The 11,505-nt window shown below is 40.9% G+C and carries 15 protein-coding genes; 8 read left to right on the top strand and 7 right to left on the bottom strand.

Annotated elements, in window-relative coordinates:
- Window positions 1-5: 5 nt before the first annotated feature.
- From D081_RS10230 to D081_RS10250, 5 genes are all read right to left on the bottom strand, one after another.
- Window positions 6-788 carry a DUF6339 family protein gene (locus D081_RS10230; RefSeq protein ID WP_085024079.1) on the bottom strand — a complete coding sequence of 261 codons (783 nt, stop codon included), beginning with the start codon at window positions 786-788 and terminating at the stop codon, window positions 6-8.
- The gene (locus tag D081_RS10235; protein ID WP_085024080.1) at window positions 778-1,638 is read right to left on the bottom strand and encodes a hypothetical protein; all 861 of its coding nucleotides are present in this window, start codon (window positions 1,636-1,638) and stop codon (window positions 778-780) included. The genes D081_RS10230 and D081_RS10235 overlap by 11 nt, the downstream gene beginning before the upstream one ends.
- On the bottom strand, window positions 1,625-3,577 hold the full coding sequence (locus tag D081_RS10240; protein ID WP_085024081.1) for a hypothetical protein: 1,953 nt from the start codon (window positions 3,575-3,577) through the stop codon (window positions 1,625-1,627). The genes D081_RS10235 and D081_RS10240 overlap by 14 nt, the downstream gene beginning before the upstream one ends.
- 12 nt (window positions 3,578-3,589) lie before the next feature.
- Window positions 3,590-3,811 (bottom strand): hypothetical protein, encoded by a 222-nt coding sequence (locus tag D081_RS10245; protein WP_085024082.1) that lies wholly within the window; start codon window positions 3,809-3,811, stop codon window positions 3,590-3,592.
- A gap of 188 nt (window positions 3,812-3,999) precedes the next feature.
- The gene (locus tag D081_RS10250) at window positions 4,000-5,091 is read right to left on the bottom strand and encodes a DNA cytosine methyltransferase (RefSeq protein ID WP_085024083.1); all 1,092 of its coding nucleotides are present in this window, start codon (window positions 5,089-5,091) and stop codon (window positions 4,000-4,002) included.
- Between the two features lie 337 nt (window positions 5,092-5,428).
- Here D081_RS10250 and D081_RS10255 point away from each other — a divergent pair, with 337 nt between their 5' ends.
- The 3 genes from D081_RS10255 to D081_RS10265 all read left to right on the top strand — a co-directional run bounded on the left by D081_RS10255 (window position 5,429) and on the right by D081_RS10265 (window position 6,100).
- Window positions 5,429-5,647, top strand: coding sequence for a hypothetical protein (locus tag D081_RS10255; RefSeq protein WP_085024084.1), 219 nt, complete (start codon window positions 5,429-5,431; stop codon window positions 5,645-5,647).
- Window positions 5,648-5,667: 20 nt separating this feature from the next.
- On the top strand, window positions 5,668-5,874 hold the full coding sequence (locus D081_RS10260; protein ID WP_085024085.1) for a DUF2922 family protein: 207 nt from the start codon (window positions 5,668-5,670) through the stop codon (window positions 5,872-5,874).
- 76 nt (window positions 5,875-5,950) lie between these two features.
- Window positions 5,951-6,100 carry a YvrJ family protein gene (locus D081_RS10265; RefSeq protein ID WP_071997202.1) on the top strand — a complete coding sequence of 50 codons (150 nt, stop codon included), beginning with the start codon at window positions 5,951-5,953 and terminating at the stop codon, window positions 6,098-6,100.
- A 470-nt stretch (window positions 6,101-6,570) separates the two neighbouring features.
- On the opposite strand, the gene xerC is transcribed toward D081_RS10265, so the two are convergent.
- Both xerC and D081_RS10275 read right to left on the bottom strand, forming a co-directional pair.
- Window positions 6,571-7,809, bottom strand: coding sequence for a tyrosine recombinase XerC (gene xerC / locus D081_RS10270; RefSeq protein ID WP_085024086.1), 1,239 nt, complete (start codon window positions 7,807-7,809; stop codon window positions 6,571-6,573).
- A 368-nt stretch (window positions 7,810-8,177) separates the two neighbouring features.
- On the bottom strand, window positions 8,178-8,495 hold the full coding sequence (locus tag D081_RS10275) for a helix-turn-helix domain-containing protein (protein WP_158087646.1): 318 nt from the start codon (window positions 8,493-8,495) through the stop codon (window positions 8,178-8,180).
- 190 nt (window positions 8,496-8,685) lie between these two features.
- Here D081_RS10275 and D081_RS10280 point away from each other — a divergent pair, with 190 nt between their 5' ends.
- The 5 genes from D081_RS10280 (at window position 8,686) to D081_RS10300 (ending at window position 11,405) form a co-directional block, all read left to right on the top strand.
- Complete coding sequence (locus D081_RS10280) at window positions 8,686-8,901, top strand: DNA-binding protein (protein ID WP_085024088.1); 216 nt, start codon at window positions 8,686-8,688, stop codon at window positions 8,899-8,901.
- A gap of 35 nt (window positions 8,902-8,936) precedes the next feature.
- Window positions 8,937-9,242: a helix-turn-helix domain-containing protein gene (locus tag D081_RS10285; protein ID WP_255375013.1), complete on the top strand. Its 306-nt coding sequence runs from the start codon at window positions 8,937-8,939 to the stop codon at window positions 9,240-9,242.
- Window positions 9,243-9,282: 40 nt separating this feature from the next.
- Window positions 9,283-9,855, top strand: a complete 573-nt coding sequence (locus tag D081_RS10290; RefSeq protein ID WP_085024090.1) for an N-acetylmuramoyl-L-alanine amidase — start codon at window positions 9,283-9,285, stop codon at window positions 9,853-9,855.
- 92 nt (window positions 9,856-9,947) lie between these two features.
- Window positions 9,948-10,700: a GIY-YIG nuclease family protein gene (locus D081_RS10295; protein WP_158087647.1), complete on the top strand. Its 753-nt coding sequence runs from the start codon at window positions 9,948-9,950 to the stop codon at window positions 10,698-10,700.
- A gap of 525 nt (window positions 10,701-11,225) precedes the next feature.
- Window positions 11,226-11,405, top strand: a complete 180-nt coding sequence (locus D081_RS10300) for a hypothetical protein (protein WP_085024092.1) — start codon at window positions 11,226-11,228, stop codon at window positions 11,403-11,405.
- Window positions 11,406-11,505 lie beyond the last annotated feature (100 nt).

Genomic DNA, 11,505 nt, shown 5'->3' on the forward strand with positions numbered 1-11,505 from the left:
GAATATCACTTTTTCTGCATTTTTTTATTTAACTTAATGATATATGACTTTGCCATATTATAGATCTTTTCTTCTTCATATAAATCAAGCAAATACGTTCCCGATAACAAATTCATATATTTACCAGTTTGCTGGATTATTATTTTCCCTACTTTCACCCCTTTTCTGTCTTTATCCGGAATCCCGCTTTCTTCCTCTGCCATATACGCCTTGTCCAAATCATACAAAGCCTTCAATACACCGTGCATCACATTGTATTGCTGGCATACAGGCTGCTCGCAAATAAACTGGATAACATCTGTATGAGTACAAACAAATTGTGTAAGTTCATACGGATCACTGTAACTATCATCCTTTGTGACCCTTCCTATCCACCACAACCGTGACATTCCATTTCTGAACAAAGAACGGTGCGGACCATACCCAAATAAATATTTTGTACAAACAGCCTGCTCATTTGTTGCAGGCCAACGCTTCTTCATATAATCAAGCTGCTCGGACAATGTATATGCAGCCCACAGTTTTTCCTCTGATGCCTGGGAATCTGTGAGTCCCTGCATGGATTCATAAACCGCCTTAACGTTATATATATCTTCCTGTAATTTATTTTCCCCTGAACATTTTAACTTAAATTCTTTGATTTCCAACGACATGCTTTTTATAATGCTCTCATCATCAAAAAGCTCATGCAAGCTCTTTTTGTTTGAGCAAATCACATCATCATATATTTTTTTGGCATTACGACGGCACATTGCCACAGAATCTGAGTTCATGTATTTAACTTTCATTATTATCGACTCCTATTTCTGTAAGTTTTATTAATCCGTTAAATACTGGGTCCTGCAGGAGTTTTTGAGTTTCTTCATAGGGTTCAATATTTTTAATTTCAGCCTCCAAATTCCTGCCATTCTTCAGATAGTAATTTTTCAGACTAAGATACCAGCGGCTGTCCTGAACCGTTTCTATACCGCCTTCCTGTTTTAGCTCGTAAAACGCTTTCATAAACGCAGGTACTATCAACATACTGTATAAAACCTCTTTATATCTTGGGTCTTTTGATAAAGAACGGTATGCATTAAATGCTTCCTTGGACAAATAAACTTGTATTTTTTGATCGCTGGTGTCAATTCTTGCCTGTTTAGCACTTAAATCCATTAAAACCGAGCAAATACTAGGTTTATCTGAAAATTCATCATAGGTCTTATTAATAATGCACTCAACTCTGTGACCTATCCCCAGAATCATTCCCTGCTGAACATTAAATTGCAGCCCTTTATAATCTTCAATAAAATCATCACTGCCAAAATTATTGATATCTTCTGCTGCCATCAGAAAGGTTGAGACCTCCGTCTTGCCGTTCAAAAAGGTATCTTTTACTGAAATTACTTCATCCAATGACGATAATATATACATTTTTCTGAAACATGTCTGTTTGCATTCAACATGGCAACCGATTACAACTTTTCCAATTTTGAAAAGATTTTCCAGTTCTTTATTATGCATCTCGGTCTTAACCCTTATTGCCACATCAGACATATCGTGCTTTATTTCTATATTGGTTTTAAAATAACTGGCATTATAATTATCTGTCGTGCTTCCCAAAAGCGGGATAGGATAATAATTACTACGCCTTTTCATAAGCCTTCACCTCGATTGAGCAATATATATCTGTATCCAATACGGCATCAATTATCTTTTTTTCACCCTGAACAAATTTCATCTTGCCTATAATATTATTCTTTACAGGCAATATTTCATCGCCAATGGATGCGCTGATAATTTCTACCGGATATATTTCTGTTTCCGCAGACAAATATATTTCCATTTCACAGTCAGCCGCATCCCTGCTTGGTACAACCAGCAAACGGTATTTGCCATTTTGCGGATCAAGGCAAATCGACCTTAAACTGCTTAAATTTACCAGTATTTTATGATTAGCGGTATTGTCACCTTTTTCCTCTGTATCAACATCATCAAATAATGGTATCTCTGGTTCAGGGGATGGCTCGGATTCAGATTCAGGATCAGATTCACTGCTTTCTGACCAGTCCTCTTCATCCTGTTCATTATCGTCGCCAGCATCATCGCCATTATCCGCAGCCGGAATATCAGTATTGTCATCATCGAGGCGTGTATCATCATTGCCCAACGGAGCTATATGAGGATCTTCATCTACCATGATATCAATAGTATCCGTTGAATCAGGTACTTTCTCTTCAGATGATATTTCATCCCCATTATTGATTGTTGTATTTTCATCATCATCTTCATCCGGCAGTATGCTTCCCAGTCCTGCAACATCCATTTCAGATACATTTGTAGTGTTAAATATTTCATCAACAAACGCTTTGATTTCTTTGCGCAGAGAATCCAATAATTTTTTTGCTTCCCGTCTGGCTTTATTATCCAATAAATTATCAACCATCCAGTCTGTGTGCTCAGGATTTTCAAGTTCCCTTAACCTTTCATTAATTACTTCTCCGCTAATCCAACATATACCGGCAAATGGGGCATTTTTAAAACGATCCCATTCCTGAATAGACATTCCGTTCTTTCTTATCATTTTAATTTTGTGATGGCAGTTAGGGTCATTTTCAATAATCCATATATCCACATCACCCATACCCTGGAAATTGATTTTCTTATGATGAACATCTGGTTCCTGTTTGGTCAAAATATTATAGTACAAATCCTGGCAATCTAATTTGTCCTTATACTTATCAACGAAATCTCCTATCGTAGATTTATTTAAAATATGCCCACCGGCCCTAATCTCAAGTTCTCCTTTGTAAATAGCAAACAAGAAATTATCAATAACTGATGCCAATAATTTTATTGCCCAGTCTTCATCATCTGACAGTTCAGAAAAGCCAGCAATATAAATATCCGTTCCATAGTCATTTTCTTCGCGTTTATAATTCTTGTCCAGAACCAATTCGCCATCTACAGGGGCATTTTTCCCCTCACAATAATAACCAACACTTCTGTATTCATTACCTTCTTTATCCTCGAAGGTAGCAAAACGGGCTACTCCCTGATGTAAGTGTTCCTCTTCAAGGGTATAGGTGCTATATAATATGGTTCTTAATATAGAACAGGCAAATGGGGCATTTTTTCCCAGTCCATAGCTTCCACCCGCACCAGCCTCTTTATTTGACGACCCAGTGGAACGGATTAAATTTTCCCATTCACTGTGATTATTTCTTCTCACACCGGTTGTATTATGGTCACTTATACGAAGAAATGGTATTTTCTTTTTATTAATACAATCAAGTGATTCCTTAAATGCTGCTATTTCATTTGGCTGGCCTTTTTCAACCCAATATTCATAACATTCAGTTAGGTATTCTTTATATTTTTCGTACTGAGGAATTTCTTTGCTTGATATTGTGAAAGATTCGAACTCCAACACAACTGGAATCGATGCATCCAATTCCTTATTTTTGGCATCCAAAGAGTTCTGGCATATTTCTCTTGCCAATGATGGAATACGATAACTACGAAATTTTGCTGCATAGCTTGAATTAATTCCTTCTCTTTCCCCACCATCATTTTGTGGAAAACGCCAATTACTCATATATAAGCCCCCTTATAAAATAAAACGCTTCCTTTTTTTAGTATTTAATTTAAACAATGCTTCCTGTTCATCCAATTCATTTCTTATACTTGCAAATATCTTCTCTACTTCTTTTGAGGTATACTCATAATTTGATGTATTGGCACAATTACCCAACAACCGTATCATATTAAGTATTTTTTCTGTGCGACTGGTTGCCAGTCTAATAAAACGTTCATGCTTGCTTTCTTCCATAGCGCACCTCCTCAATCACATTATATTATATTCTATAAATTTGCACAATATTTTTCATATATTGTTCTATTCTTACATATATTGCACAATTATTTACATATTGTAAACAATTATACTCGTTCCGAGTAATCACAGTGAGTAATCCAAGGAACAAAAAAACCACTATCTTAACGACAGTGGTTTTTATATTAATTTTTAAAATCGATGTTACAATCTACATGGTCATATTCCACATCCGCCATTGTTTTCAGAACAGCTTCAAATATTGCTTTTGCGCCGGCAACCGGCACAGCCATTCCAATCTGACGACGGACTTTTTCCTTATTGCCCATAAACACATAATCATCCGGGAAGGTCTGCAATCTGGCACGTTCCCGGTTAGTTAATGCTCTCGGTTCTTTCCAGTGATAAATATGAGTACCACCACCGCCAGAACCTGTTACTGTGTATGATGGTGCATCAGGAACCAATCTTCGATAAATCTGACTGATTGTGGCCCCTTTAACTTTCAGCTGCAACTCAGGATGCTTTTTTAACTCTTCTGCATTAAAAGCATTTTCGCCTGGTTTTATATAGGATAGTCTCTCTCTTACCCTTTCAGTCATAAATGATGGCTCGTTATTTGGTGCTGTACGCGGAATACCAGACAGAGCTTTTTCCGCTGAAACATCTATATCACTATACATTTTAGGTGATGGCGGATAATATACCTTCTTTATGTCATCTTTTATACCAATGATAATAATTCTGTGTCTGGTCTGAGGTACACCATATTCCTCAAATTTATACAGATGCGGATAAAGATGATAGCCACATTCCCTCATATCATTCATTATTTGAGAAAAGGCCTTGCCATCATTTGCACTGGTCAGACCGCTAACATTCTCAGCCAAAAACCATTTTGGTTTAAATTTATCTAATACTTTAACCCCATAAGAATACAGTGCCCCATACTCTCCATCTAAACCATTCTTCTCTCCAACATTGGAAAAATCATTACACGGAAAGCCAAACGCAAACGCATCAAATGGATGATCCCTAAACAACGGATTATTCTCACTGATGTCAATACTTCTTACATCAGCGCAAATCACACTGTTGGCATTGTCATTTCTGCATATATTGCGCTTATATGTATGACATGTATCTTCATCTCTATCATTTGCCCATGAGTGTTTAATACTCCATTCGCCTTTTCCAGGAACACGCACTTTAGCCTGCATCGCCCCACAGGCAAGACCTCCTGGGCCCGAAAAGAATTCGCCTAGTTTATACTGCATAAAATCACACCTTGGGTAAATAAATACTATATTTCTTACCCATTATAACACAAATTAAAAGAAAAAAGCAGCCCTGTTCGTATTTATTTTGAATACATTTTTTTATTTTCGTTCCACTTATTGACACTTTATCCACAACTGTGTATAATTTAATTAATCGAATATGATGTCATTGCGGAATGACTATTATACTACCTGATTTCTCTCCTGGCCGGGATAGGAATATATTGTCATTCCGCGAAAAGTCCGCGGTATGGCTCCGCGGGCTTTTTGCGTTGAGTGAAAGGCCTCCGGAAAATATTTTGTTTTATTTTATCTTATGAAGGAGGTCAAGAATATGATCATCAAATCCAATGACTCCAGCTCCATTAAGCTGAAGGTTGTAACCGATATGGAGAGGGGCAAGGAGACTTACTCTGTGGTAACCTTCTCCGGCATCAGTTCCGAAGTATCTGATGACAACTTCATGGCGCTTGCAGATGCTCTGGCTGCAGTCCAGACCTATCCAGTGAAGTCTGTAACCCGTATCAACACCTACAAACTTGTAACTGAGTAATGGAAGGAGGATGATTTATTATGGCACAGAAACTCTACTGTGAGTATGAACTCAACAACGACCCTAAGAAGCTCAAGACCGTGGTAATCGCCAACCCAAAGGCTGGCCTGACCAAGGCTGAGGCTCTTGAGATGATGCAGAAGTTCGTTGACCTTAAGGCTTATCCTGAGGTTACCGGCGTGCATAACGCATATCTTAAGGAAACCGTTGTCACCAAGCTGGCCTAAGTGGCCGCAATGATTGCCCCTCTGCTCGCCCAGCGGCCTGCAGGGGGGCTTTCTTATCAAAGAAAGGAGTAAACCTATGGAAGAAAAGATTTTATCGGCTGTCAGCACCGTAGGCTTCCCGATAGTCATAACCTTTTATCTTCTGATAAGGTTCCAGACTACCATGGACAAGTTCTGCGACAAGCTGGATGCCCTGATACTGGAAATCCGCAAGGAACACTCGTAAGCAGTCACATAAACTGCCGCTCCGCAAGTTACAAACCCAGTAGCTGCGCGGTGTGGCAGTTTTTTATTTTTGCCATACAGCCAAAGTACAGCCAAATTTTCTGCTTTTACAGCCACAAAAAAATGGCCCGTTTTGGGCCAAAATCTTCAATTCCCCACTTTGAAATCATATAGGTTTAAAATTTGGGATTATGTTGTTTCGTGGTGATGCGTATTTTCCTGAACGCTGTCATTTCGCTGTCAAAACGACCTTTCGCTGTCAAAAAGAAAAGGCTTCCGAATGCTCGGAAGCCTTTATTTTCAAGTGGTGCCGAAGGCCGGACTCGAACCGGCACGTATTTGCATACGGCAGATTTTGAGTCAAAGAAAATTAGCTATTTTCTTAATATTTTTCTTTTGTATCGGAAAATATTTTGTGTTTCTTTGAAATTATTATAGCATAACTTTTATATTTTTTGCAAAATTTTTATCTTATTTGCCCGTGGCTGTCTTTTGGCTGTCATTGGCTGTCCCCTTACCAACCAGTTTTTTGAACCGGCCATCAACCCAATTATCCACCTTTTCCATATCCTTTTCTTCAAGATGGGTATAGGTGTCCAGAGTAATCTGGATATTGCTGTGGCCCAGCTGGTGCTGGATATCCTTGAAATTAAACTCATGGGACGAGTTCATGCTGCTGGCGAAGTCATGACGCAACATGTGGAATGTGGTCTTTATATCGTATCTCTTGCATACGCTGGAATAAAGACTGGAGAACACATCCGGATTATAATACCTTCCATCATAGGTTGTAAATACCATTTCGGGATGCTCCCAGGTCTTGGCTTTCAGGCGCAGCTTGTTCTGGTGCTTCTTATATGCCAGCAATTCCTGAATGTAATCGGCGGGAATAGGCAGGGTGCGTACACCGCTGCTGCTCTTGGTCTGGTCAATATAAATTCTCCGCCGCCCCGTCTTGGGATCCACATCACCAATGCCTATGGCCTTGTTGATGGTAACAGTTCCGCCCTTAATAACATTCTTTTCCTTAACAATATTGAAGCTGTCCCAGGTCAGTGCCAATATCTCACTTCTCCGCATCCCGGTAACCATGACCGTGAGAATAATCATCTTCCAGCCATAATGTGCCACCTCTGCCTCTATCAAAGTTTTCCAGACTTCCGGGGTAGGCTTGTAAAATGGCTTCTTGTCCGGCTTGGCCGGAAGCTCCAAATCATCAGCCGGTGAAGTGATAATAAGCCGCTCCTTCACCGCCCGGGCGAAAGCCTGCTTTATTACAGTGCGGAAATACTGACAGCTGCGGTAATGCTCCTTGCCTATTACATTATAAATAACATTCTGCAGATCCGATGGCTGAACCTTCTCCAGCTTCATATACCCGATGGCCTCATTGCAGATATCTATAATGCGTCTGTAGGACACCTGGGTATTCTCCCGGAGCTTTGGCACCTTGTAGGTTTCAAGCCACTTGTTAAGCCATTCCCTCACTGTTATTTTGTCCGCATCGAAATGGATTTTATGTGCATATTTTTCCTGAAGCTCCTTTAATTTTTCAAGGGCTTCTTTTTTTGTCTTGGCATATCTGACCGGCCGCTTCCTCTGACCAGTTTTGGGATCATATCCCAGAGTAATCTGGGCCACCCAGCTTTTGCGGCTCTCCCTATAAAAGACTGTTCCTTCGTAATTTCCCCGTATACTGCTTCTTGCCATTTTGCTTTCCTCCTAACTACATTTTAATCCTTTTCCGGGGTTTTGTCCCAATATCTACGACAAGGAAGTCATTTAAAAACCCATACAGTATGTGCCTTGTTCTTTAAACTACATTGTATGGGGATAACCTTGAAAAATCTGTGCATAAGTGCAAATTTGCTGTTGATAACCTGTTTATTCGGTGTGGATAAAGGCCCACTGTGGTATACACTGCGGGTATCTGTGTGGTCTGTACTGTGGTACACAGTGTGGTATCAAGTGCAGACATTATATAACCGCACTCTGTCCACCGACCCGCTAAACCGAAGGCCTTGGGCGGCTCTAATATAAGATAAGAGAAGATAAAATAATATATTAGTAATAGAAGGTCAGGCCTTGTCATTTACCATATTATTATAATCCTCGATAATAGCCGCAATGTGGTCCTGATATTCTTCCGGCAGGTTCTCAAATATGGCCATAGCTTTTGCATGGCTGGATTTTCTTTCATATCCAGTAAGATAATCTACAGTGCAGTTGTAGAAGCTGGCCAGTTTACACAGCATTTCAAGGGATGGTTTTGCTATCCCCCGCTCCCAGTTGTTGACATTGGATTTAGAAACGCCTAGTTGTTTGGCAGCTTCAGCCAGAGTCAGCCTCTTGACATCCACTCTTAGACTTTTTAATTTTTCACCAAAACTCTGCATATCTTTTGTAAACCTCCATAAGTTTTGTACTAAAAAGAGAATACCATATTTTAACAAAAAAAGCCATAAAAATTTCATTTTATACTACTTTTCTTGTAGACAGTGCGTTTTTGCTGTGTTATATTTGTAGTAGCTTTTGGAATATTTCAAATCATATTTACTAAAATATACGACAAAGAAGGTATTTTTTATGCAACCAGAAGAAAAAATGTTTGTTACTGTAAAAGATTTTGCGGCTCTCACCGGAATTAAGGAGCATAGCATCCGGGTTCTCACACGGATACAGGATTTCCCCGCCCTGCGAATTGGAGTAAAGACCATGATTTTATTGGACGAGGGGAAAGCCTGGCTGGTGAAAAACGCCAAGGGTTACGGACATTCTGAAATTCATCCCCTCAGTGAATAATCATGGGGACCAGAAAAAGCAATTCCGGCTGGATCATGGAAATACTGCATTTCTATATAGCCCATAACTGCAACCGGATATCCCCCAGCGCTCAGGCCATGTGGCACTATCTTATGTACCGGGCAAATGAAAACTGGTGGAACTATCCGATATGTCTGAACGTACCGGAAATTGCCTATGCCATAAACAGCTCAATTTCTACGGTAAAAAAAGCCCGTGGAGAGCTGACCCAGAAGGGCTTTATCCGCTGGGTAAGTCAGGGGGCCAACCGCCCGGCCCAGTATTATATACTGAGTCGCACCGGCAGTCCTTATGCTGGCCAGCGAAAAGAAAAAGAATGAAAGGAGCCATATATATTATATGGAAGGAACTGATTAAAAAATGAAGGTTTTTATTAATCCAGGACACGCCCAAGGTGGTCAGCCAGACCCAGGGGCACTGAATGACTTTTATAATTTGCGTGAGTGCGATATTGCCCTTGCCATCGGCAAGCTGGTTCAGGGCTTTTTATCCAAGGCAGGCTGTGAAGTGAAGCTGCTGCAGAGCCATAACCTTGCGGGGGAAGCCCCGGAATATGGGGAAAGTGTAATAGATGCTTCCTCCAGCTGGGGGGCGGATGTCTTTGTCAGCATCCACTGCAACGCCTTTGATACCACCGCCCGGGGGGCGGAAACCTTGGTGTATGACCTTGTGGGTGATGGCCATGCCCTTGGCCAGTGTATTCAGAACCAGCTGGTGGATGCCATGCAGAAAATTGACCCCACCTTTCCGGACAGGGGACTAAAGCGCCGCCCCCTGCTCTGCGTACTGCGGGCCACCCCAATGCCCGCCGCCCTTGTGGAGTGTGCCTTTATTGACAACGATTTGGACGATAAGCTGCTTATGACCCGCCAGACAGAAATAGCTGCAGCTATCTCCCGTGGGGTAACTGACTACTGGCAGAAACTAGGCTGATTATGAACACAAAAACCATTAAACTCTTATTTTTCGGCGGGGATTTTGACGGAATTATATATATTGAAGATAACTCATGGCAAGCAGGAGAAATGTATTATTCCCCCCGCCAGTATATTGATCACCTGATGGAGCGGGCCAACTGCAGAAAATACGGCGTATATCTGCTGCTGTCGGATGAACAGGTCTATGTGGGACAGGCCCGGGATTTGGAAAAGCGTACCCGCCAGCACCTTACAGACAAATGCTGGTGGAACCGCATTATCCTCATAACCACCAAGGATGACGGCTTCACCGCCTCGGATATTGATTATCTTGAATCCAAGCTAATAGACAAGGCCAAGGCCGCCGGCACCGCCTATGTGGACAATGTAAAAAACGGCAACCCAGAAAAGGTGGGAACCATCCGGGCCGTGGAGCTGGACTGCTTTCTGGAGGAAGCCTTTTTCCTTTTAAGGATTATTGGTGTAAATGTCTTTGAACCGGTAAAGGGACACCCCAACAAGCCGCCCCTTCCGGAAGGAAACCTCACTGTCAGCGAGTTTGTAAAAGCTGCCATGAAGAATCTGCTGGATGCGGGATATACCTTCAGCGAAAGACAGCTGAAAATATATGGCTCCGTGGAAGGAAGCAAGGAATACACCCACCGGAGTCTGCCTATCCTGTGGCTCTTGAATAAGGGCCAGTCCCGGAAAAGCTGTCCCAAGAAAATCCGCAAGCGGTACTGGAAAGAGGTATATTCCGCCGGGGGGCGGCGGTTCCTCATGTTCTCCCAATGGTTCCAGGACGGGAACAACTACGGGGCACACAAGGACGATTTTATAAAATGGTACAAGACTTTATAAAAGTTTCATGTGTAAACTATTGATTTCTGAATAATATATAAGTTATAATTAATTAACAAAACTATTGCTTTTGTCTTAAAATCCTTTCCATGTGGTGTGGTTTATTGTCCGCACCATACTCCTTCCTTGCGTGGGCTATTGTTTCCCATTTATTCAATAGCCTATACACACTTTGGATCAGGGCTGCATCAGCAGCCCGCATTTTTTGTCCAGACGTAAACCGGGATATCTTAAAAACCTAAAAAAAACAAACTCATACGACACTTACACTATATTCCGGTTACTGGGGCTGCTGATGCGGCCCTTTTTATTTTGGGCGGCGGGCCCCGATTTTTTATTGTAACTTTTTATGGGCATTTTTACCCATAAAACCATTGCAATTACTCACTCTTTTAACTATAATATCTCCTTGGGGCTATAATACTTCCTACCACATTTATACTTTATTTTTCAATACTCTTATTCCATTAGGTATAATCCCATAAAATTATAGCCCCATAAATTTCTTAGGACTGAATTACCGTAATGAACAACATTGATTATGATACATTGACCCATAAAATACATAATAGTTTACTGGAAATTAAAGATTTGCGTTGGTCCCTAAATCAGATAAGCACCACGCTTGATGATATCAGAGATAAAATAGATCCAATAGAAAAAGGACTCCGGCAGAAGCTGGAGGAAATCGAAGAAGAACGATAAGGCTGCAGCTGCAGCTCCTTTTAATTTTGGACATAAAAATAGCCCTGATATATATTGATATCAAGGCTGAAATTGTTGAGTTGAACGCCCCGCCAAATTT

This window comes from Anaerovibrio sp. JC8, assembly GCF_002100115.1.
In the GTDB taxonomy this organism is placed as follows: Bacteria; Bacillota; Negativicutes; order Selenomonadales; family Selenomonadaceae; genus Anaerovibrio.

Excerpts from the sequence above, each read along its gene's own strand:
- D081_RS10230 (WP_085024079.1), bottom strand. The coding sequence starts at position 788 with ATGAAAGTTAAATACATGAACTCAGATTCTGTGGCAATGTGCCGTCGT.
- D081_RS10235 (WP_085024080.1), bottom strand. The coding sequence starts at position 1,638 with ATGAAAAGGCGTAGTAATTATTATCCTATCCCGCTTTTGGGAAGCACG.
- D081_RS10240 (WP_085024081.1), bottom strand. The coding sequence starts at position 3,577 with ATGAGTAATTGGCGTTTTCCACAAAATGATGGTGGGGAAAGAGAAGGA.
- D081_RS10245 (WP_085024082.1), bottom strand. The coding sequence starts at position 3,811 with ATGGAAGAAAGCAAGCATGAACGTTTTATTAGACTGGCAACCAGTCGC.
- D081_RS10250 (WP_085024083.1), bottom strand. The coding sequence starts at position 5,091 with ATGCAGTATAAACTAGGCGAATTCTTTTCGGGCCCAGGAGGTCTTGCC.
- D081_RS10255 (WP_085024084.1), top strand. The coding sequence starts at position 5,429 with ATGATCATCAAATCCAATGACTCCAGCTCCATTAAGCTGAAGGTTGTA.
- D081_RS10260 (WP_085024085.1), top strand. The coding sequence starts at position 5,668 with ATGGCACAGAAACTCTACTGTGAGTATGAACTCAACAACGACCCTAAG.
- D081_RS10265 (WP_071997202.1), top strand. The coding sequence starts at position 5,951 with ATGGAAGAAAAGATTTTATCGGCTGTCAGCACCGTAGGCTTCCCGATA.
- xerC (WP_085024086.1), bottom strand. The coding sequence starts at position 7,809 with ATGGCAAGAAGCAGTATACGGGGAAATTACGAAGGAACAGTCTTTTAT.
- D081_RS10275 (WP_158087646.1), bottom strand. The coding sequence starts at position 8,495 with ATGCAGAGTTTTGGTGAAAAATTAAAAAGTCTAAGAGTGGATGTCAAG.
- D081_RS10280 (WP_085024088.1), top strand. The coding sequence starts at position 8,686 with ATGCAACCAGAAGAAAAAATGTTTGTTACTGTAAAAGATTTTGCGGCT.
- D081_RS10285 (WP_255375013.1), top strand. The coding sequence starts at position 8,937 with ATGGAAATACTGCATTTCTATATAGCCCATAACTGCAACCGGATATCC.
- D081_RS10290 (WP_085024090.1), top strand. The coding sequence starts at position 9,283 with ATGAAGGTTTTTATTAATCCAGGACACGCCCAAGGTGGTCAGCCAGAC.
- D081_RS10295 (WP_158087647.1), top strand. The coding sequence starts at position 9,948 with ATGTATTATTCCCCCCGCCAGTATATTGATCACCTGATGGAGCGGGCC.
- D081_RS10300 (WP_085024092.1), top strand. The coding sequence starts at position 11,226 with ATGAACAACATTGATTATGATACATTGACCCATAAAATACATAATAGT.